The sequence below is a fragment of the Microcoleus sp. LAD1_D5 genome (assembly GCF_036702115.1).
GTDB lineage: Bacteria > Cyanobacteriota > Cyanobacteriia > Cyanobacteriales > Microcoleaceae > Microcoleus.
Window position 1 is genome coordinate 90,250 of record NZ_JAUBSA010000003.1, and the last position, 22,536, is coordinate 112,785.

At 48.3% G+C, this 22,536-nt stretch carries 15 protein-coding genes; 3 read left to right on the forward strand and 12 right to left on the reverse strand.

What is annotated here, in order from left to right:
• Positions 1–34: 34 nt before the first annotated feature.
• The 6 genes from QUA70_RS02480 to QUA70_RS02505 form a co-directional block, all read right to left on the reverse strand.
• Entirely contained in the window at positions 35–853 is an 819-nt protein-coding gene (locus tag QUA70_RS02480) for an HNH endonuclease (RefSeq protein WP_333410293.1), read from the reverse strand.
• 141 nt (positions 854–994) lie between these two features.
• On the reverse strand, positions 995–4,087 hold the full coding sequence (locus QUA70_RS02485) for a methyl-accepting chemotaxis protein (protein ID WP_333344440.1): 3,093 nt from the start codon (positions 4,085–4,087) through the stop codon (positions 995–997).
• Between the two features lie 147 nt (positions 4,088–4,234).
• The gene (locus tag QUA70_RS02490; RefSeq protein ID WP_039887356.1) at positions 4,235–4,768 is read right to left on the reverse strand and encodes a chemotaxis protein CheW; all 534 of its coding nucleotides are present in this window, start codon (positions 4,766–4,768) and stop codon (positions 4,235–4,237) included.
• The gene (locus QUA70_RS02495) at positions 4,768–4,902 is read right to left on the reverse strand and encodes a hypothetical protein (protein ID WP_333344437.1); all 135 of its coding nucleotides are present in this window, start codon (positions 4,900–4,902) and stop codon (positions 4,768–4,770) included. Before QUA70_RS02495 ends, QUA70_RS02490 begins: the two co-directional genes overlap by 1 nt.
• 231 nt (positions 4,903–5,133) lie before the next feature.
• Complete coding sequence (locus QUA70_RS02500; protein ID WP_333330434.1) at positions 5,134–6,234, reverse strand: RNA-guided endonuclease TnpB family protein; 1,101 nt, start codon at positions 6,232–6,234, stop codon at positions 5,134–5,136.
• A gap of 360 nt (positions 6,235–6,594) precedes the next feature.
• Complete coding sequence (locus tag QUA70_RS02505) at positions 6,595–7,803, reverse strand: response regulator (RefSeq protein ID WP_333344436.1); 1,209 nt, start codon at positions 7,801–7,803, stop codon at positions 6,595–6,597.
• A gap of 102 nt (positions 7,804–7,905) precedes the next feature.
• Between QUA70_RS02505 and QUA70_RS02510 the strand changes: the two genes are divergently transcribed.
• Positions 7,906–8,160, forward strand: coding sequence for a hypothetical protein (locus QUA70_RS02510; RefSeq protein ID WP_333410294.1), 255 nt, complete (start codon positions 7,906–7,908; stop codon positions 8,158–8,160).
• Positions 8,161–9,434: 1,274 nt separating this feature from the next.
• Positions 9,435–11,180 (forward strand): pilus motility taxis protein HmpF, encoded by a 1,746-nt coding sequence (hmpF, locus tag QUA70_RS02515; RefSeq protein ID WP_333330442.1) that lies wholly within the window; start codon positions 9,435–9,437, stop codon positions 11,178–11,180.
• Here hmpF and tilS read toward each other — a convergent pair.
• The 3 genes from tilS to ccsB all read right to left on the reverse strand — a co-directional run bounded on the left by tilS (position 11,177) and on the right by ccsB (position 14,226).
• Positions 11,177–12,322 carry a tRNA lysidine(34) synthetase TilS gene (tilS, locus tag QUA70_RS02520; RefSeq protein WP_333330445.1) on the reverse strand — a complete coding sequence of 382 codons (1,146 nt, stop codon included), beginning with the start codon at positions 12,320–12,322 and terminating at the stop codon, positions 11,177–11,179. The two genes, hmpF and tilS, sit on opposite strands and share 4 nt — an antisense overlap.
• A gap of 127 nt (positions 12,323–12,449) precedes the next feature.
• On the reverse strand, positions 12,450–12,875 hold the full coding sequence (locus tag QUA70_RS02525; RefSeq protein WP_333330448.1) for a KGK domain-containing protein: 426 nt from the start codon (positions 12,873–12,875) through the stop codon (positions 12,450–12,452).
• Between the two features lie 280 nt (positions 12,876–13,155).
• Positions 13,156–14,226 (reverse strand): c-type cytochrome biogenesis protein CcsB, encoded by a 1,071-nt coding sequence (gene ccsB / locus QUA70_RS02530; protein WP_333344435.1) that lies wholly within the window; start codon positions 14,224–14,226, stop codon positions 13,156–13,158.
• A gap of 676 nt (positions 14,227–14,902) precedes the next feature.
• Between ccsB and QUA70_RS02535 the strand changes: the two genes are divergently transcribed.
• The gene (locus QUA70_RS02535) at positions 14,903–15,811 is read left to right on the forward strand and encodes an Rpn family recombination-promoting nuclease/putative transposase (protein ID WP_333344433.1); all 909 of its coding nucleotides are present in this window, start codon (positions 14,903–14,905) and stop codon (positions 15,809–15,811) included.
• A gap of 220 nt (positions 15,812–16,031) precedes the next feature.
• Here QUA70_RS02535 and QUA70_RS02540 read toward each other — a convergent pair whose 3' ends face one another.
• The 3 genes from QUA70_RS02540 to QUA70_RS02550 form a co-directional block, all read right to left on the reverse strand.
• On the reverse strand, positions 16,032–16,811 hold the full coding sequence (locus QUA70_RS02540; RefSeq protein WP_333344431.1) for an ATP-binding protein: 780 nt from the start codon (positions 16,809–16,811) through the stop codon (positions 16,032–16,034).
• 60 nt (positions 16,812–16,871) lie between these two features.
• On the reverse strand, positions 16,872–17,816 hold the full coding sequence (locus QUA70_RS02545; RefSeq protein WP_333344429.1) for a DUF262 domain-containing protein: 945 nt from the start codon (positions 17,814–17,816) through the stop codon (positions 16,872–16,874).
• Between the two features lie 139 nt (positions 17,817–17,955).
• A complete protein-coding gene (locus QUA70_RS02550; RefSeq protein WP_333410296.1) occupies positions 17,956–21,993 on the reverse strand; it encodes a CHAT domain-containing protein in 4,038 nt (1,345 codons plus the stop codon).
• Positions 21,994–22,536: the final 543 nt, after the last annotated feature.

The following is a 22,536-nucleotide window of genomic DNA, read 5'->3' on the forward strand; positions in this document are numbered from 1 at the left end:
TAAGCGTTATTGTATTGGGTCTATGTTAGTAGTTCTAGAGAAGCTCTTTGTAGATCTCGCCCCTTGCCAAGAGAATAATCTGACTGCGAGATATCGCAAATATCCTGGCTATTTTTGTTTTCGATATACCCTCACTTAAAAGATAGCGAATCTCCCGCACTTGTTCGGGTTTGAGTTTGCGGTGGACAGATATCTTGCCGGGAACGAAAGGAAAGCGGTTTTTTTCTATAGCATCGCGGGAGTTATCGCCGGGGGTTCCTTCCCACAAATGGTCGGGATTGATACAACCGCGATCGTCGCAACTGTGACACGCAAAATAACCGGGTTTGACAGGCCGTCCCAGTTTGTGTTCCAGTACAAGTCTGTGAGCGTAGAAACTTTTTGTTTGGCCATTAATTTTAGTACCCTTAATGGCGTAACCATCACTTCTTTTAGCCAACGTACAAATCATGCAGCCGTTCGGCTGTATTTCAGCGCGAATGCCTGGAATTACTTCTATGCCTAGCACTTGTTTTTGAGGTTTCGCCGCAGATGTATTTCCGACATCTTTAATTCGTCCTTTCTTAAACCTATCTTGAGAATTTTCAAGTCTAGAACCTTCCCACAAATGGTTAGGATTAATGCAGTTACGGACATCGCAAGTATGGCAAGCAAAGTATTCCGGTATAATCGGACGACCTAAAATATTTTCTAATACTAAACGGTGGACTGTCAGCGTTTTCCATTCACCGTTAATCCGAAGTCTTTTGTTGGCATAGCCCCTGCTGTTTTTTGAGAGAGTACAGATAATACAGCCCGTCGGCTGAATCTCACCAAATATGCCAGGAATTACTTCTACTATGTTATCGTCCATCTGTGCAACTCCTACTTTGTTTAGGTGTTGAATTGGCAGCCCCGCAGCGGTTTCAAGACTGCGAGGTTGCTTTTTGTATGCCATTATTGCCACACTAACGTGCTTGTAAATCAGCCCGCAAAAAAAGCATTAGACAATTGATTATTGTCTTTCTGCTGTTTCTACTCGGAATCTTTCCACCGATGTCAAAAGGTCACGAGCAACGCCCACCAAGTTTTGCAAAGCACCGGAAACTCGCTGCGCTTCTTGGGATGTTTCCTGAGCAGTTAATTCGACAGCTTGCATCACCGAGGCCACCGCGCGAGCTGTTTCGTTTTGCTCTACAGTGTCGGCAGTAATCGATCGCACCAGCACGTCAATTCGATTAGTAACTTGAATGATATCTTCAAGCGATCGCTTCGCCTGTTCTGCCAATCTTGTCCCCTCAATAACCTGCTGCGTCCCTTCTTCCATCGCCGTCATTACCGCGCCGGTTTCGCTTTGAATTTGCATCACGATCTGTTCGATTTCTTTCAAAGACTTAGCCGATCGGTCTGCCAATTGTCGCACCTCGTCTGCCACGATCGCAAAACCCCTGCCCGCTTCCCCAGCTCTCGCCGCCTCAATACTGGCGTTGAGGGCCAACAAATTCGTCCGGGAGGCGATAGTAGCAATAAGAGCCACAATCTTAGAAATTTCTTGAGAAGCTTCCGCCAACCTCTTGACTTTTCTCGTGGTTTCTGCTACCGTTTCTCGAATTTCCAAAATCCCGGCCACCGTGCGCTCCACAGCCTCGCCCCCTTTCAGAGCCGTTGCCGCGGCGCCCCTTGCCACTTCTTCCGCCTCTCTAGCGCTCTCTGCGACCCGCTGAATCGCATCGGTGAGGACTTGCACCGAATTCAGCGTTGCCGCCAGTTCCTCAGCTTGCCGCAGCGCGTCGGAAGACAAATCGCCTGCAAACTTAGCACTATCCGTAGCGCCTTTGCTGACCTCCCGAGCCGCCTGCTTCACCTGATGGACGATTTCGCGCAGATTTTGAATTGTCAAGTTAAACGAGTCAGCAACAGCACCCAAAACGTCTGCGGTCACTTCCGCAGTCACCGTCAAGTCACCCCGGGCCGCTCCTTCCACGTCGTCTAGCAAGCGAATCACTTGGCGCTGCAAGTCTTCTTTTGCCTGTTCCTGCTCGTCAGACTTGCGCCTGGTATCGCTAATCGTGGTCTGGATAACCTTCGCCATGTGGTTGAATTTAGCAGCCATTTTGCCAAATTCATCTTCCGAGTAAACCGTAGCGCGAGCGTCCAAAGCTCCTTGAGATACGGCATCGAACTGAGCTTGCAAATTGTCCGACGACTTGCGTACCTGCTTGGCGATCAACTGACCGATGCCCCAAGAAGTTAAAAAGCTGGTAAAGCCTGCTGCTGCGGTCATTACCCAGCCTGTTTGGCGCAGGTAAACGATCGCCTCCGGTTTGTCTTGCCGCAGAGCTTGATAGGAGGCAATGTTGGTGACGAAAGCCACAGCTACCAGAGAAACCAGTCCCGCCCCGATTGCCGTGTACAACTGTTTTGTAAACAAAGGGGCATTTTCCAAGAAAGCCAGTCCCCCCTGTTCTACTGTTACCGAAGTATCGAGCGCTTCTGTTTCTGTGGGAGAAAAACTCGGCACTGACGCATCAGCCGGGCCGTTTATGCTAAATATCTCGTCATCCCGAATTGCTGAGCCATCGCTGTTGTCAAAGTCCAGGCTGCTGCCGGTCGTTCCCATCATGCCGCTGGTCGAGTTGCCGAAATTCGTGTTACCTCTAGTCAAGATCGAACTGGTGGCATCTTCTGAGATATCAAAGTCCGGCAAATTGCCCAAATCGTCAAATTCGTCAAATTCATCTAAAAAGTCGCTGTGTTCTTGAGCGTTCCCAGTTTTTGACGACCAGGCACTGCTGTTCTTGTCGGACGACCCGAAAGCTGTCGCTTGTTCGTTTTCGTCGAAAGAGAAAGAATCGCTAAAAGCGTCGTCTTCAAAAGCATCTAACTCGAAGTTGTCTGTAGAGCCAAATGCCGGGGGTTCCGACTCGCTGTAACCGTTGCTGTTAGCCGAAGCGTGATCGACTGAATTAAATTGTCCCCGGCTCGACCTTTGACTTTGAGAGTTGGGGACAGCACCTCCCATCAACAGCGTTTCGTCTTCCGCCAGCGAATAGTTTGACGAGTAGTCCGACCTGTTATTGGGCTGTTTGTTTTGAGGTTGAGAAGACCCGAAACCCGACGAGGGCATCGCCTCGGCAAAAGGGTCTTCCTCTTCGGCCCCAGGTGCGTTATGACCGTAATTTTGGCCACTCTGGGGCGGGGATTGGTAGTCGTAGTCGGAGTTCTCGTCGAATTCGTCTGGCAAATCGAGCGCCGCAAAAGGTTCGCCAAAATTGTCCGAGGGCCCGATGGGGGAGTCTAGTTGGTTCGAGTCGAAGGAATTCCCGATTTCTGGGGAGGCAAAACTTTGACCGTTGAGCATCTGAGTGGGAGCTTCTGAAAACGAATCTCCTGAGTAAGGTGCGCTTTTCCCAGACACTTTGCTACTAGACATGTCAGCAGCATCAAACCCTCCATCATCTAAGGCAAAAGGGTCTCCAAAGTCCGAGTCGGCAAACTCGTCTATGTCTAGCGAGTCGGAGGTCTCAGCATAAGCTGCCATTCCGCCGCTGTCGCCACCAAAGGGGTTAGAATGTGAGGCTAAATCTGGGACTAAGCCTGCGCCCTCATCGTCTTCTGATTCCCACCCCAAGCCACTCATGCCCAAGTCTGCCAAGTCCTCGTTTTCCATTTCGTCTGGGGATTGACTTGTATAGGAAAGGGATGGTGAATTTCCTTGGAAAAGTCCCAAATCCGGGTCTTCTAACCCTTCATCGAGGGATAAGTCTGGATAGAATTCTAATTCAGTTTCAGCAGACAAAGCCTCGAAATTTTCCGTGTGCAGTTCTCCAGATAAAAATTGGTCTGTGTAGGTAATTCCGCTGTGAGCGTGTTCCACCAAACTCTGGTCGTCACTCAGGCCTAGCACAACCGTGTACTGTTCCCGCGCCACCTCATACTGTTGCAGTCCGTAGCAGTAAATGTGTCCGCACAGCAGGCGAGCGCTGGGGTCTTCGGGAAAATCTTCTACTAATTGATAAACTAGGGCTGCGGCTTCCGAATAATTGCCATCCATGTAGGCCGCTTCTGCCCGTTGGTAGTCCTGCTGAAAGTTGGTACTTGTTGTCATTTGCCGCCCTCTTTGGATTTTAGATTTTAGATTTGAGATTTTTGATTTTTATCTTGAATAGAATGTTTAGATGCGCGCCTCAAGTCGTGTGACTGTTGATGGTTAGACCCCAATCGAAAATCGCAAATCGCAAATCTAAAATCGATTTCACGCTGCCCACCGCGCCGAGCGCAGAATTTTCACTTGATCTAGCAGTCGGAGCACTTTCTGAGCTGGTGCACCTAACATCCATTCTCCCCTCAGAAATGGAATCATGCCGTCTGGTGCATTGTTCTGAGAGTGCAGTTGCTCTACGTCGAGCCAGTCCATCCCCACAATTCGATCGACTGCCAGCCCCAAAATCGTGTCCTGGTCTTCCACAGCCACGATCGGGATTTCGGGTCTATCTGTATTCAGAGGTGTTTGGTCTCCCAGAAATTGGCCGAGGTCTGCCACCCAAATCACTCGTCCTCTCATATTTAGCGTACCTAAAAGCAAAGAGGAAACGTTGGGGATCGGTGTCATGCGGTCTGGGGACGGGGATAGTACCTCTCTAATCCCTGTCGCCGGCAGTGCGAACTCGTTCCCCGAAGGAACGTAGAACCGCAGGTGCAGCTCGCCTTCGGGAGTTTCTAGTTCTTGGAATTCCGGAGCCGGATCTACGCCTAGTCCTGGTAATATAAAGTCTGGGCTACCGCTAATCATAATTCTGACACCTGCATTTCTAGCAAATTGTTGAGGTTTCCCGCCAAGAAGAACCCGATCGAAACTTCGATGGTCGAAACTTGACACAGCCAAGCTTGACACAGCCAAGGGGTGAATGGCGCGACTGCCACAGGTCCTTGGCAATAAATTCTCTCCGTCAATAATTGACTGCCATCAATAAATTCGCGCGACCAATGCTGACAAAGTAGCTCAAATCGACTACGAACAATTAATTTGAAACCCCTAAAGCTTCACTTTGTACTGCTTTGTAAAACTTACCTAAAATTATCTAAAGCCATCTTTAGAGCATCCGAGTTTACTTCCTACGCTATTGGGTAGTCGGCTATCCCAAGATCAGTAGGCTATCCCCCTCCAGCCGAGGGTTCCCAGTTCAAAATATTAAGGCTGGCATTCCAATCACGATCGATAGATATGCCACAAGCAGGACAATCATAAGTCCGAAAACCCAATGGCATATCTTTTTTACTGCCACAATTAGAGCAAGTTTTAGAACTAGGAAACCATTGGTCTACCAGCACTAAATTCGCTCCATACATCAGGCATTTGTAATCGAGTTGACGCTTGAACTCGTAAAAGCCCAGGTCGGATATCGCCCCCGCCAGCTTGTGATTTGCCATCATGCCTTTTATATTCAAGTCTTCTATTTTGATGAGCTTGAAAGTCTTGGCTAAGTAAGTTGTTAACTTGTGCAGGAAATCTTTACGAATACAAGCTATTTGCGCGTGAAGTCGCCTGATTTGGTTGTAAGTTTTACGCTGGTTATTGGAACCTTTTACCTGTCTCGAAGCTTGACGTTGTAAAGTGGCAAGTTTGGTTTTCGCTTGCTTCAACGGTTTTGGTGCGTCAAAAACTTGCTGGTTTGACAGCATGGCAAAAGATTTAATACCTACATCGATTCCTACAGAGCTTTTGGGCTGTTGAACTGGTAAACGTTCTGCATCAACACAGAATGAAACAAACCAGAGACTTCCTTCTTTTGAGATAGTAAAAGTTTGAGACACGTAACCGCATTCTAGGGCTTCGTGAAGCCGAAACGTTCCCAAGGAAGGAATCTTAATTGTGTTGCCAGCACTTAGAAGAACTTTCCCATTGGATGAATCTACCCTAAAAGATTGACCATCCCGGCGGCTGGCGAATTTGGGATGACCTGCTTTCCCGGCACGATATCGACTAAACGCATCTTTCAAGTCAATTAATGCGTTTTGGTAGACTCGGCTAGACAACTGGTTCATCCAAGCAAATTCAGGCTGTTTCTTGACGTGGTTAGTGAGAACTTTTTTAACTTCGTTGATCACCTTCGAGTCCGAAAGCTTGCCCTCACTATACATTTGAGTCCGCAAGCTTAACCCGAAATTGAAGACGAGCCGCCTCCATCCTGCGTGTTTTGCCATCAAGGTCGCTTCGTTGTTATTCAATTTTAGCGCTCGTTTGACGGCAAACATAGTTAAGCTTACCTAGAGTTGCGGGTTTGCTCAATTATAGACAAATTTAGAAAACTATTTGGCAATTTAGTCTAACTCTGTGCATCAGTTTTTCGGAGCGCTGCAAGTGGAGAACAAGTATATTATATTTGCACTTTGAGCGTGTTAGACCCACTTGGGTCTAGAAATTGAACAGAGTTTTACCGACGCCCTTATGCCAGCGCGCGGATTAATACATTCTAGTTTATGGTGCGATCGCCAATAGTGTCCGTGAGCTTTCTGTTTGTGGTGGTCGAGACTTGATCTTACCGCAGGTACAAGAAAGCTCCGATCATGCCATCGGTGCGAAATTTATTTTTCTTTTAATTGGTCTTCTAGCGATCAGTCTAATAATCTTTCCGAGAGATTGACCCGAGGGTAGCCCGGGCCCACATATTTTTCTACCAGCATCAATAACTCGCTTTCACCAAAAGGTTTGGTGTAAAAGTCTGTAGCTCCTGCCATGCGGGCTTTAACGCGATCGATAAAGCCGTCGATACCCGTTAGCATAACGATCGGCGTCTGCCGGAAAGCGCTAGAACTACGCAGCATAGCGCAAATTTCGTAGCCGTCGAGTTCCGGCATGGCGATGTCACACAGAATTAAATCGGGTTTGAGTTGAAACACCAAACTCAATGCTTGGAGGGGATTGCCGATCGTAGTAGCTTCGTAACCGTGTTCATTTAAAATTGACTCGACTGTTTTGCGAATAATATTGTCGTCGTCGATACAGACAACTCTCGGAACCTTGGTTTCTGGGGACGACCATTCTTTTTTGTTGTTTGCCGGGGCAACAGAGGGTTCATAAAATACTTGCACCAATCCCTGCTGTACAAAGGGGTAAATCGCCTTAGCGACAGTCAGCACGTCTCGGTTGAGGTACCGCGACATTTGGCGGATCGAAGTGTGCCCGTCAGCCCAGCGTCTGAGAGTATTAAAGGTATTGACAGGCAGCGCTACTCGCAGCTCGGAGGGGTCTGAAATCACCGGGCATTGGTTGGGCGACTGAATGTGAGGGTGAAACTGCTTCCACTGCTGCACCTGTTTGACAATCTTGGCCAGCAGCGAGCTAATTTCTAAGCTGGTCAGTTGAGGAGCCAAAGCTGGGCCCATTTCAAAAGTGAAGGAACCCTGGTGGAGACTAAGTAAGTCAAATAGGGTTTCGTGGATCATGCTCTGGATGATGTTGCGCCCTTGAGCTGGGGTGAGGATGTGGTTTTCTAGCAGGGCCCATAGGTAGCCGTATTCTGGGGCATTGGTAGATGCCATATAGGGAACTTGGATTTTGTCGAGGGCGGTATCTGCTTTGTAGCGGCGCAGGTAGTCCCGCAAGCGAAACAAACTGCCCGCACTCTGGGTAGCGTAAATAATCTGACCGTTGAAGCAGAAGACATACCAGGATTGTCCTGCAAGGGAGCGCGGGGTAGGTTGAGTACCCGTGCTGCTGCCGGTGGAGGTGTAGGCCTCTACGAACAGTTCTCCGGTTCGCTGACCTAACTCAATCAATTGCAGGATGCTGCGGATGTCTATTTCACTCAAATTTCCCTGCATGCAGCTAAAGTGTCCTCCTTAAAACCGTTGGCGTCTGAGCTCGGAAAGACTGTGTGCTGGCGAAAAGATTGACTTCAGTTTCCGTCAATAATCTACGCGCTGATGCCGAGCTCACAATTGGGAATTGACGAAAGGTCGATACTTGCTGCGGCTCCTCGGCCGCGCTACAGTCCACAAGCTGAAACCGCGAAACTCGCGGCATTCTCTAAGTCTAGAGTTTCACCTTGTATTCCCACGGCGTTGCCTAAACTCGTAGAATCCACTTCGCACGATTGCACGGGTTTTTCGAGTGTGCAACGCTGGCATTCCCGACTGGTTGAAGTCTTCGATAGCCAAAGTTTTGAAGTTTTTGGCTGAGTAGGCCGTCAGTTTATCCAACACATCTTGGCGTAGGTCAACTTCAAAATACCGAGGATTCTCTGGTTTTACCGCTGCTACCAGCAGCAAGTGCCGATCAAGCCCCCATGGGAACTTGAGGCTAGTCTGTTGGGTTGGATGAGTTGCGATCGAGGTTTTTTTGGGTTTGCCACAGCCCTAAAATCAGGTGCAGTCAAAATGAACCTTTTTGGGCAATTGTCAGGAAAACCCTCAGTGCCGATCGACCTTTTTGCTCGCCCGCGGCGAGCATCATAGGCTCGCGTCATTACCTTATTCTAAGGCAGCGCGGTTCAAATCCCTAGTCCGCTGGAGCAAGGCGCCGATTTGGGGGCAGCAACGGCTTTTATGACGATCGACCCATAACTAAAGCGTTGTAAAATCAATACAAACTTTTGGATCGAAACGCCACAGGCAAGTCCTGGGCTAACGACATGGGGATTTAGACCTGGGGATCAGTAGGTAGGGACTTTTAAGTCTCGTGAAACGATTGTGTTGCTAAAACCAGAGTGGTATAATTGGCAGAGAGCGATTCGCCAGAGTAAGAATAACTTTCACCCCATTGAAATATCCTAGACGGCGAGCAACCCCGGCAACGCACTAATCCGATTAATTCGGAATAGTTAAAGGGCAAATAATTGCAGCATAGGTCACGTTCAACCTTAAAAATATGAAGGACTCATCAAGTATGCGCTCCCGGATAAGTCAAGTTCTTTGAGTGTGTAGAGGGATATTTGAATGTCCCATTGTCGTCTTGAAGGTGCGCCAGAATCCCCCGGCTTTAGAGGTGGGGAGGTTCAAGGACTAACCTTTTTCAGCTTTGGGCTATAGCAGTCTCCGCAATTTTGCTAGTTTTTAATCAAGCGGCATTGGTACTGCTCTCTCATTCCTCCAGACAACTGGCGGCGGCCGTACTTTCTGGAAGTTCTCCCGTGAGGACGTGCTATGCGTGAGTGCTGAAGAAAAGTTAGAAAAAAATGCTATCCCCCGATTGGGCAAACGATACCAAAAAGTAAGACTTAAGTGGCAAAAAGTTATCCTTACTTGCCTATACTTGTTTACTTTAGGTAAGTTGACTAAAGATCACACGCAGTGTTATGTTTAGTCAAGAACCTTTGGCTTAAGGGGGATAGCCTACTTATCTTGGGATTAGCCGTCTACCCAACAGCGTAGGAAGTAAACACCACTTATCTTTTAGGCCTTTAAGTAACTTAAAGTAAGTTGGGATAGGTTTTACGAAGCAGAGGACTATTAGTGTGCTGTATCTAGCGGAAGTACAAAAACAGAGAAGCGGCTTTGGTCTCGGTGGCGGTAAGGCTGAACTGAAACTGCTAGCTTGTCAGCGGGGCGAACATAACTGGAGCGCCGTACCAGGCGATGACGCGATCCCAGTTGAGGAAGCTAATAAGTTTAACGACGGCACGCTGGTGCTAGTTGAGTTGAGCGCTAGCAAGCAAGTGCAGCGGATTCAGGAGGCGGCCCGCCAGTTGGTGAGCATTCTGCAAAATTTCTCGCGATTGCAGGACAAGTTTAAGGATAAGGAAGAGGAAATTGAACAGTGGAAGGCTTCTCTGACGTTTTCGAGTCAGGAACTCAATCGCCGGGAAATGGAAATGCAAGCCCGCGAAGAGCAGTTGGCTCAAATGGAAGAGGAGTTGGAGCGGCTAGAGGCTCAGCGCTCGGAAATTGAAAATACTCGAGATGAAGCTAACCGACTTCGAGAAGAAGTTGATCGCAGTCGCGTGGAAATTGAGACGGCCTGGGAACAGTTGCGGGGCGAGCAGCAACGGGTGGCCCAGCAGCAGTCTGAGGTTCCGCAGGGAGCGGTAGTTGATGAGCAGCAGACTCAGAGGATTCAGGAGTTGATGCAGAAGCTGGGAGGGGCAATTGCTTCTGCCCAAGGGGTGCGGGAACAACTGAATCAGTCTTTTGGTGCCGTGGGCGCTCAACAGGCAATTCTGGATCAGCACTGGCAGCAGTTGGAGCAAAAACAAAGCATAGCTCAACAGCAACAAGAAGAGGTCGATCGACAAAATCAGAGCCTCCAAAACCGCTGGCAAGAGTGGTACCAATCTCAAGAAGCTTTGGCGCAAGCTCGGGCGGAGCTTAAAGGGCAGCAAAGTAGCCTTAGCGCTAAGCAGGAGCAGGCTCAGTCGGTGTCTTTGCAGGTGCGGGCTGTGGAGGATCTTTACCAGCAACTTTCCAGGCTCGCATCTGCTTCGGGTGCTGCCGGTACGCAGCAGAAAGTAGATGTGTCATCTCTGGAGAAGATGCCCGTTGAGGAATTGCAGGGGCTGGTGCAACACCTGCAACAGGATTTGGAGAAGGTGTTCCGGTTTGTTAACGATCAAGAGGAGGAGTTGACTCTGCAACGGGAGACAATCGAGGAGCTGCAAGGGAAAATTCAAGCTGCTAGCGAGTATGATCGCATGGCTTTGGAAAACGAAATGGCAGATGAACTTGAAAGTTATCAGATGTTAAACGAAACTCTGGTGGGACAGCGCCTCCGGTTGCAGGAACGGGAAGATGTTTTAAAGCAGCATCAGGCGGTGCTGTGGCGGCGGCTGGGTACTGGTAATGCTCCCAAACAAGAGCGAGGAGATATTGATTTGGGGCCGATTGTCGCACAGCTCAATACTCAGCGGCAGCAGCAAAGCCAAGAATTGCAAAGACTGGAAAACGAAATTCCGCAGGTGCGGGAAGCCATATCCCAAATTGAGGCCAATGTCAACCGCCAAAATGGGGAAAGTGAGGCGAAACGCTACGAACTCAAGCAGTTAGAGCAGAATTTGTTCAACCAGAGAGGTGCAGTGGCGCAACTCTGGGGCAGGGTGAATGTTTATCAAGAAATGTTGCAGCCGGTGCAGGACAATTTGAATGCGCTACGCCAAAAGCTCGAAGCGGTGGCGGGGGAACTCGATCGGGTACAGGAGACGGGAGACGAGCAAGATCGGGTAGTTTCTGATCTACGGCAAGTCCTTTCGGGTTTGATAACAGCTTAAAATTTAATATCTAAAATTATCGAAGGGTGTTCGACTCGACCGATCGCTCCTCCAGGAAATGGATCGGTTTGCGATCGGTTGGGCGCTACGATTAAGCTGGTTAGTTTTTCTACGCTTTCAAAACTGGGCGCCGAGGGCAATATTTGTTGCAGTAGTTGCCGCATTGCCCGTCGCTGCAAGGCCAGGGGTGCTTCCCGCAAAATCGGGCGATTTAACTTGACGGGAAGTTGAAAATTCACCTGTGGGCTGTCTGCAATTGGAGACATTGCTCGCTGTAACAAGTCGCTGGCTGCAAGTTCGAGATATTCTACGTCCGCACGGAGGAGTTCGGCTGTTTGAGCTAGCGCTTGTTGGGCTTTTGGGTTGAAATGAGTTTCCAAATAAGGCAATAATTCCGCTCGAATGCGGTTGCGACTATATTGCAAGTCTTGATTTGTGGAATCTTCCCAAATTGGTAGTTTTTCCTCTTGACAAAATTGACCTGTTTGCGATCGAGTTATTTCGAGCAAGGGACGAACTAAATAGATTTTAGATTTTAGATTTTGGATTTTCGATTGGGAATTTTCATCCTGATTTTCCAATCTAAAATCGGCAGATATTTGGGAGTTGGGATTTTCGCCGGAATTCCCCAATCTAAAATCTAAAATCGGCAATCGAAAATCGAGCAGGGGCCGCGTCCAGGTGAGGGCAGAAAGTCCGTCGGCGCCACTGCCGCGAATCAGGTTGTAGAGGAGTGTTTCGGCGCGATCGCTGGCTGTGTGGCCTGTAACAATGTAGGGGTAGTTGTGGGCGATCGCAATTTCGGTTAATGCTTGATAGCGCCACTCTCTGGCGGCTGCTTCTGTTTTGGGGATGTCCGAGGCTGTTTCCAAATAGTAGGATATTCCCCAGTTTCTAGCTAATTGTTCTACATGATTGGCCGAGGCTTCCGAGTCAGAACGCCAACGGTGATCGCAGTGAACAATCGCTAGGTTCCACCCCCATTTTGGCTGCAAATCTAGCAGTAATTTAATTAAACACAGAGAATCTTGTCCACCGGAAACTGCTACTAGCAATCGCTGATTTGATGGCAATATTTGTCGGTACAGCAGCGTCCTGTGCACTTGAGCGTGCAGGTGCGTCCAATTGGAAGATTCAGCCATGAGAGCAGTTTTTCAGTAAGCAAAAATCAGGAAGTTAGAAAACGAGCCGTGTCCGGGATTTAACCGATGGATTTTGAGCAAAGAAGGGGGATCATCCCCCTCTCCCAATCTCTCAGTCTTTGCCTTCCTAGCTCCACATTCCTATACTTTGGGGGTCACGGTCTGGATACCTAGAAATAGGAAAATGATTATTTATTTCTGTTGAGTCACATTGATTTAATGGCTCATCTATATCGGTTTGATTTGAGCTATCTACGGCGTAGTTTTGCACGGTATCTGATCTTTCTGCTGCGGCAGGAAGGGCTTTTTGTTCTTTGATTTCAGGTTCGAGGGGAATAAACTCCAGACGCATTCTAAGTTTTCCTTTAGTCCAGTCTTTGCCAGCACTTAATAACTCGCAATCCAGACCCTCTGAAAATAATTTTTCGTCTACCAATTTTGACTGCATAATTGCCATAAATTCGCTGACTTTGAATGTACATTGATACATCAAAGCACTGGTAGGGGCAGACACAACATCGTCTTCTTGGGGAAATATTGGCGATTCGTCCATATTAATTGTCCTTATTTTAATGAATGAAGGAAGTTCGGCAACGGATTTTGTAACGGATGTAACGGATGTAACGGATGTGAGGAAGGGCGAAGTTATAAGAAGGAAGAAGGCCCTTCGACTTCGCGAGCGGGTAAAAAAAGGGAAGAAGGAAGAGGGAGTTAATTATTAGAAACTCGCTGGTTGAGTAAGGTGGGAATTGCCCACCCTACAACCGGAGATGATATTAATCCCGATTCTTTGACTTATCCTGTTCTTATTTGGCTGATTGGTGTATCGGGAATTAGAAAAACCAACCGTAGGAATGTAAACCTTTGCCTAACAGATTAACGCCTAGATAGCAAATCCAAACTACCACAAAACCTGTGGCTGCTAAAATTGCTGGGCGTCTTCCCTGCCAGCCGCGAGTGATGCGGGCGTGTAGGTAGGCAGCAAATACCAACCAAGTAATTAGCGCCCAAGTTTCTTTCGGGTCCCAACTCCAGTAAGATCCCCAAGCTTCGTTAGCCCAAACCGCACCGGCAATAATACCAACTGTCAGTAAGGGGAATCCTAAACCGATGATGCGATAGCTAATGTTATCAAGAGTTTCTGCTAGATTCAAGCGCTGGGGCGAGAGAAGTTCTGCGGTTTGATTTGGGGCGGTTGATGGGGTTTGAACGGTTGCTAATTCGAGCACTGCGGTGGTGCCCAAACCGTTATTGTTGGAGTTGAAAGAAGGTTCGCTGAAAGCTAATGCGCTGTCGGCGCTGGTTTCTGCAATTTGAGGTTCGGGGTTTTGAGGGCGTTGGAGGCGGTAGTTGCCGTTGCGGTTGCTGTTGGTGCCGAAGGAACTACCGGTGAGTTCGATTTTTTGGCCGCGGGTAACGATTAAAAAGGCGATCGCCAGTAGCGCTCCTACCATTAAAGTTGAGTAACTGAGCATCATGACGCTAACGTGCATCATCAGCCAGTTTGATTTGAGGGCGGGTACTAGGGGCTCTGCTGATTGCATGGTGGCGGGCAGAGTCAGGGCTGCAAAGGCGGATATTGCCATTGCTACGGGGGATGTGGCTACTCCTACTAAGCGGGAACGGCTCATGTTTTCCGCGACTAGGTGGATGGCGGTGATTCCCCAAACTAGAAAAAATAGGGATTCGTAGAGATTGCTTAAGGGGAAGTAGCCGGCTTCTATCCATCGAGAACCGAGTAAAGCGGCGATGGATAGGTTGGCGACGGCCATTCCTGCGGTTCCTAGGGCTGATAGGTAGGGAATGCCGGGGAATGCTGCGCCAACCCAGTAAATGAGCATTGTGGAGAACAAAACGGCAAAGGAGATGTTGTCCAGCCAGTTCTGGAGTACGACCAGATCCATAAAAATTACTCCGGTAGTGTTTTTACTTATTTTTGCTAACTAGATTGATCGTACTGGGGTTGGGCCGTTTTGGGTTTGGGATTTTGAATTTTTGTGGCAATTATGAGTTTTTGGCGGTTGTTGAGGTACGGGCGGGCGATCGCGCGGACGCATCAAACAAGCTACTATTGACCCACCAGACGAGTGTCTCCCCGTCAAGTCACACTTGTTGATTCTGGCTGAGGGCTTGAGGTTGGACGAGTTCCAAGTGAGGAAACACGGAATGCTGATGGGCGAAATTCGATCGCCGATTAACAAAATTAGGACTTACGCAGAGGGGGCCAGAAACCTGGTTTTTTTAGGAAAATCCTTCGTTCGTACTCGAAGATTAAGTAAAAAACCCCGTTTCTTGGTCGGGAGTGCGTCTAGGACTGAAAATATAGGATGTTTTTTGATCTGGGGCTATCTGGAATCCTTTAGAATTGATTGAGCTGATTACCCATTTGCTGTTTTTGCAACCAGCAAAAAAACGGAAGCCCCCGACAATCATTGTGGATACTCCCCAAATTTTAGACTAAAGCTCAACCTCCCAGATTTATCAAGGCGAGTCAAATCTAAAATCTAAAATCTAAAATCTAAAATCTAAAATCGACTGACGCTTCGAGCATTTGCATAGGTTAGAGGAGATGTTGGGTTAATGCGTCGAGATTCAATATTTTACAAGTTATTTCAAGAAGCTCCGACGCTGCTGTTTGAGCTATTGGAAGAGTCACCATCGAATGCGGAACAGTATCGATTTGACTCCGTTGCTGTGAAGGAACCGAAGTTTGAAATTGATGGGGTGTTTTTGCCGCCGGATGCTGAGCCGGGAGTTGTATATTTCTGTGAGGTGCAGTTTCAGCGGGATGAATTGCTTTATGAGCGATTGTTTGGTGAGTCGTTTTTGTATTTTTATCGCAACCGTCAGCGATTTACAGATTGGGAAGCGGTGGTAATTTATCCGAGTCGATCGACTGAACAATCAGAAACGCATCCGTATAGATCGCTCTTGAACTGCAATCAGGTGCATCGCGTATATTTGGATGAGTTGGGGGATATTGAACAGTTGCCGCTGGGGGTGGCGCTGATGGCTTTGACGACGATCGACGAAGCGAGTACGCCGGAAGTGGCGCGATTGTTGCTGGCGCGATCGCAGCGGGAGGAATCTGAGGCAGCGAGTCGCGCCATAATAGAGATGCTGACGACGATACTGGTTTACAAGTTTACAAATTTGAACCGAAGGGAGGCAGAGGCGATGTTAGGGATTACGCTTGAGGAAACTCGGTTTTATCGGGAAGCTAAGGAAGAAGGCATCGAACAAGGCATTGAACAAGGCATTGTGCAAGGGATTGTGCAAGGTCGCGAACAAGAAGGAAGAGCCTTGATTTTACGTCAGTTAAATCGCCGTCTGTTAAATCGGCGAGTTGGAACATTACCGGAATCTATCACCACCAAAATTGCTGATTTGTCGATCGAGCAAATTGAAACTCTAGCAGAGGAATTGTTAGATTTTCAGTCGATCGAGGATTTAGAGGTTTGGCTGGAGAATTTGCCGCAGGGAGATTGATACGAGGTTAGGAATTGCACTTGAGGGGGCGATCGCGCCATTTACGCCCACAAACACGTCAAACGTACCCCCCCTCTACTTCCTGGGTTTTAGGGGTCTTTTGGTGCATCCGCCGCTGCTGAGAGGATGTTAAGCGTGCGATCGGGGATGATTCCGGCGATTTAGAAGCTGATTGAAGATGGGGAAGATGTTTTGGGCGATCGGACTTTTCTAATCTTCGTCAACTACTTTTTTTGAAACGTTCAGAAACAGCAAGTAGTTTTGGTCCTTCAGCTTCTACCGTTGAAGAATTCTCTCTAAAAAAAGCTTTTTTGCCCACAAATGAAATAGCTTTTTGAGAGGGAATATTAATGATGATCACAGAGAATCCCTTGTAGAATATAGTATCAATTTTCATCAGAACCTGAGTCTTTAATGTGTCAGTCAAAGCAGATTTTTTGATTGCATTAATTAATATCCCAACATGATCCTCTAGTGTTTTACCTAAAACCTTAGCTTCTCTATCAATTCCTACAACATATCTATCATTGATTTCAATAGGATTAATTGCATCTAAAATTTTAATTTTTTCGGCATCTTCCTTTTTGTCAGCTACTCCAATGAAAATATATCCATCAGTGTCGGGATCGGAGTTGGCAATTCCGCAAATTGTCTCAACAAGTCTCTGGGGTAAACCATCATTTAGTTTTCTACTTGTTGGTGACAGATCAAGGAAACCTTGCTTGCACTCATACTTGGCAGTTTCTATACGAGAACGAAGTAAGGAATTTTTGAAATTTTGTATCAACTCTGCACCGTATCCCGAAGTTGATGAATCTTGCTTTGCGAAGTAGTCTTGTATCAATCCCTTGGTTTGATTAATATTATTTCTACGATCTTGTATCTTTGCATAGCGATGGCTTAAATCTAACTTATTTTGAAGATTTTTGAGTGCCTCCATAATCCCTTGAGGATTAGCAGGTAGAAGCTCTGATTCAATTACTAATTCAAAAAAAGCCATGAAAATTGTATAAAATGCCTGGGGAATTGGATTACTACTGCCTGAGTTTACGATATTTACCTAGCACTTGTTACCCTGGCTATATGTTTCAATACTTTCTGCCAGAAGAGAGAAAGTTTTTACAATATTTTCTTCTAGTCTATTTGAGCCATAAATGGCAAGAGCATTCTCTATTGACTGGAAGTAACTACTCTCTTCATCATACAGATTATCTAGCCTCTCTCTGCTTCTTGGGAGGGGCTCATTAAGTAATATCGATGCTGAAATATCTGCGATCATATCTTCATCGTTACTGTCACGCAGTTGAGATATTGTAAGAATTCCTTGCTTGCACCACAAAGTGTCTTCTGCTTGAATCCCATACCCTTGATTATTTGGTTTGGAATCAATACTAACCTGCGGCATATCAAATAGGCGAAGCGTTTTGGGACTATCATCCCCGCGCAACTTCATAGCAATTGTACGAACCACTTCTGCAAATGGTGTGGTTACACCTGCTTGTCGTTTCTCTTGATTACTTAAATGTTTGCCACCGGAATTTATTCTACCAAAAACCTCTGTTATGTCGCTTTCATCCATTGCGCTATAGATAGTTACTGCAAGCTGATAATCTAAAATGTCCGCACATTCTGTTCTAGATAAAGTATCAAAATTTTCTACAGTATCAAATACTTGCTCATCAGCTAATTGTTTAGCATAGGAGAACTCGTTAAGATCGAAATACCTCTTGTTAAATGAAAATAAATTTTCAATAAAACCACAAATAGCATTAAGTCGCTGCATACCATCTATGATTTCATACTTGCCACTTCCATGAATTAAAGGACGTTCAGCTAATAGAATTAAAGGAATTGGGTATCCCTTTAAAATGCTTCCCATCAGGTTTTCTTTTTCGTCAATCGACCAAATTAATTTTCTTTGATACTTTCTGTTAACCAATAAGTTACCTGACCGATAAAGCCGGTAAGCCTCAGTGACTGTCATGCCGCGTGGAACAATGCTCATACTCCCGCTCCCGATAAGTCAAGATTTTTATAATAATATAATACTGTCGCTCGAAAATTATGCGACAGTTATAGCGCAAAATTTGCTAACAGTCGATCGCCCGCAAAGTCAAACAATCGATCGACTAAAACAAACCCTATTACCAAGGATTACCAATCATTCTAAAAGCAGACCAATAATAAGGATGAGAGAAATTCTGACTCGTCGTGTTTGCCAATTCCGGGGGTAACGGCAGATTGCCAACAGAAGTATGCAGCATCCCTCCTTCAGTTCGCACTTCTCCCCGCAACATCGCTAATTGCGCTTGCCGCAGTGCTTCTGCTTTAATCGGAGCAGTTTTTAACTGCCCGTAAAACTCCGCCATCAATCCTAAACTGCCCTCGTCGCTGACATACCAAAGAGTCGCCATAGCCGATTTAACCCCGGCTTGCACGGCTAGCCCGCCAAAGCCCAACTCGGCTTCTCGATCGCCCACAGCAGTCCTGCAAGCACTCAAAACTAACATTTCCACTTGCGGACTGTGCCAATTCATTTGCCGCAACTGATCCAAACGCAATTTAGTATCCCACAACTGAATAAAGGATTGGCTGGGGTCTCCCGATCGAAATTCGGCGTGGGTAGCCAAGTGAATCATCCCAAAAGGCTGCTGCTGCCGCTGCGATTTCAAATTAGCCAGGGTGAAAGCTTCGTTCAAGAAAGACTTACCCGGCCACTGCTGCGGGGTGATTGTCGATACTTCTATTTCCACCGCAGGTAAAGGACTCATCTCTGGAAATTGCGACGCCCCCATTGCCAGAACTTGGGTATTTTTGAAATTGGCGGGGCTGGTATCCGTCAAACTCAGACTTGGCATCGATCCAACACTGTAACGCTGTACCAGAAAGCCTTTGCCGTCGTGCAGCGCACCCATCGGTATCGATCGCAACCCCATATCTGAGATAAAAGATAAATTCTCAATGCCTTTGGCTTGCAACTCTGCTTCGAGCGGCGCTACCATCCACTGGTAGAGTTGCTGAGCCAAGGGCAAATAACTTTTAGTATTGCGCTTTACCGGATTAGTCAGTTCATCGCGAAATTTCCGAACAGTTGCCATTACCTCGGCGCGAGAGGTTCCAGGGATGCGCTGGCGAACGGGCACACCTTCGGGGGTGATCACCATCATTTCCAGTTCGTCAGAGGCTTGAATTTGCTGTTCTACGCGCAAGATGGACGAACTGCTGTAAGGCCGATCGACTGTAGAACCCCTGGGTACAAAGTTGATATAAATGAGAGCTGGTTTGATCCCTGTGGCTTGTTGGACACCGCGAAGGGTATTTTGGGCATCTTCTAAGGTGGCGATCGCAGTTGTTGATGGCAAATTTAGGTAATCGACAAACTCACTGGTAAATCTCTCCTCGACGGGAAAAATAACGGCGCTGAGGTTAGCTGGCAACTGGGAAGCCTCAAGATTCGGAGACGCTGGAGGTGAAATGCGCTGTTGCAAGGAATTAGATATCTGGTTTTGCTGTTGCAAGCTGGGGGAAAATAAACGATTTGTGCTCGGCGGCTGGTTGGCTGCGAGATCCGGTGTCGGTATCGGTGCGAGATTTATGGGCGCAGCAGCAGGCGCAACCACTGGATTTTGAGTAAATGTTGGTGCGATCGGTGGCAAATTATTTGATACTGGTGCTGGATTTTGAGTAAATGTCGGTGCGATCGGCGGCAAATTATTTGATACTGGTGCTGGATTTTGAGTAAATGTCGGTGCGATCGGCGGCAAATTATTTGATATCGGCGCTGGTGCGGGCGCTGGTGCGGGCGCTGGCGCTGGCGCTGGTGCGGGTGCTGGTGCTGGTGCTGGTGCTGGTGCGGGCGCTGGTGCGGGTGCGGGCGCTGGTGCGGGTGCTGGGGCTGGTGCTGGTGCTGGTGCGGGCGCGGGTGCGGGTGCGGGTGCGGGTGCGGGTGCGGGCGCGGGTGCGGGTGCGGGCGCTGGTGCGGGTGCGGGCGCGGGTGCGGGTGCAGGTGCGGGTGCAGGTGCCGGCGTTAGTGTTTGTAAAGGTGCGGGTGCGGGTGCGGGTGCGGGCGCTGGTGCCGGTGTCGGCGCTGGTGCCGGTGTCGGCGCTGGTGTCGGCGGGGGTACAGGTGCAAATATAGGTGCTGGTGCTGGTGCTGGTGCTGGTGCGGGTGTGGGTGCTGGTGCTGGTGCGGGTGCTGGTGCGGGCGGTGGTACAGGTGCAAATATAGGTGCGGGCGCTGGTGTCGCTGCTGGTGTCGCTGCTGGTGTCGCTGCTGGTGTCGCTGCTGGTGTCGCTGCTGGTGTTGGTGCTGGTGTTGGTGCTGGTGTCGGCGCTGGTGCTGGCGCTGGCGCTGGTGCTGGTGTTGGTGCTGGTGTTGGTGCTGGTGTTGGTGCTGGTGTTGGTGCTGGTGTTGGTGCTGGTGTTGGTGCTGGTGTTGGCGCTGGTGTTGGTGCTGGTGTTGGCGCTGGTGTCGGTGCTGGTGTTGGTGCTGGTGTTGGTGCTGGCGATACTGAAGAAGCCGTAATGTTAATTTGGGTCGGCTGTACTATCTGAGGGCTGGGGCTGAAATAACCTCCCTGTGTAATAACATTTTCCTTCTTTGGACCCCCAGTGGCAATGCTGCCAGCAGTACCGTTGACTCTGTTATAGTCTGGCCCGACGCTGAAAAGAGTGTTCGAGGCTTCTCCGCCGTGGCGAATGGTGATATCTCCACCATTAGCGCTACCAGTCGTGGATGCGGAAATGCTGCAAGCTTGCGACAAGCAGTGGTTATCGTTTGTGAAAGTGCCTGTAGCTCGGAAATTACCGCCGGCTGTAATGTCAATATCCCCTCCGCCTGTTCGGCCTTCGGTGTTGATACGGGTTACTTCGATGTCGTTGCGGGCGTTGAGGGTGACTTCGCCACCTTGTTTTTCTTCTGAGTTGGCGTCTATGAACCCTGTTTGGATGGTGCTTGAGGGTGCTGCAATACTAACGTCTCCGGCGTTGCTGTTTTTGTCGATCGATCTTGCGTTGATATTGCCTGTTTCTACTTTTCCTGTACGGCTGGTGACGGTGATGTTGCCGCCCGCAGTGGTGTCGGAGTGGGAGTCGATATCGACAGTGCGAATGTCGCCCCTAGCTTCTAGGGCGATCGCACCGCCTTGGGAACTTGTCAGGTTTCCGCTGACTGCAATGCTGTTAGCGGCTTGAATGGCGATCGCCTGAGCGTTTGCATTTTTTACTGCAACGTCCCCCGCAGCTACGGCTCGGTTAGACGCCGTGAGTACCACTTCACCGCTGGCATTGACGCTGATGCCTGTAGCGTTTGTTTCACCAATGCCTGTGAGCAGTTCGGGCAAGGCGATCGGCAATGCCGAAGCTGTTACCGTTGTTCCAATGCTGCTCGTCGCTGAGGGCGGCTCGATTTCCAAACTCAGCAAATTGCCTCGCTGGCTTACGCGCACTAAATTTGTCCCGGAGACTGATGCTACGGTAATTTGACCGCCTGGGGCCGAAACGCTGCCGGTGCTGACAACGGTGCCGCCCACCAAGGTTAAGTTCTGCCCTGACTTAACGGCTAAGTCTGCCGTGCTGATAATTGCCCCTGCTTGATCGGCTCCAAAAGCAAAGGAATTGGGCGCGCCTGTCAGAGATGTGTATGTGCTACTACCGTTGGCGTTAAACGAGTTTGAACCAAATCCAATAGCGGTGGCGGTGGTTGCTGTGAAAGAAGCCGGCACGTTTAAGCTGGCACTGTTGCCAAATATGATGCCGGATGGATTCATCAGAAACAAGTTAGAATTGCCGCCGGTTACTTGAATTAAGCCGTTAATAATCGAGGGGTTGCCGCCGCCTATGCCCGCTAAAATGTTGCGAATGTTGGGGTTTGATATAAAGTTGGCAATCTGATTTTGCGACAAGCCGAATTCTGTAAAACTGTGGAAAAGATTTGCTCCATCGCTCGATAATTGTCCGCCTTGAATATCGAAGCGACTTGGCTGCCCAGGAGTTCCGTTTTGCGCTGCGGGAGTGACGGTAGTGCCCGTTCCGTCCGTCGCTGGAACAATTGTTTGACCTTCGGCTTTTGCTTGCAAAAAGTAAATATTTATTAAGACTATTTGCAGAGCAAGTGTCAGTTTGCTTATTCTGGCTTTTGAGAGGAATTTAGACTTTATTTGAATATTTTTGGCGGTTTTCATGGGTTTTTAATGGGTAAAATATATAAAACAAAAATTAGGTAAAGAAACCGGATTTATAGAAAAAACTTGGTTGACGGCTGTGTCACTAAATATCTGCACATCTGTGCTGTGTCTGGTCAATTTGCGTAGAAGATTGGAAATCTACCCCTCATTTTGCGAGGGGGTATTTGTGAGCTATTCTGTCAGTCTTATTACTAAGTAAGGTTTGCCTGGTAAATGTTCACGTTCCCTGGTTAGGAAAGCGATACGCTTAGCTATAAACCTGTCGACTCGTTCGTTAATCGCCTTCGACAGTGCAGAATGCAGGCGTTTACATCACGGTGTCATGACCAGATGAACGTCGTCAGTTAACACGCTTAAGTGCAGGTTCCGACGTTGTACAGGTGCTGACTAGGGATGCCAAGCTCTCCATAGGTTTTTCGGAACGGTTGAAGACGCTATATTTATGAAGCACCCCGGTTTCTGACTGCAAGTGCATTCAGGAGTCAATGAGTATAATTTGCCTCGGCCTGGGCAATTTTTTTAGCGTATCTTCTCCACAAT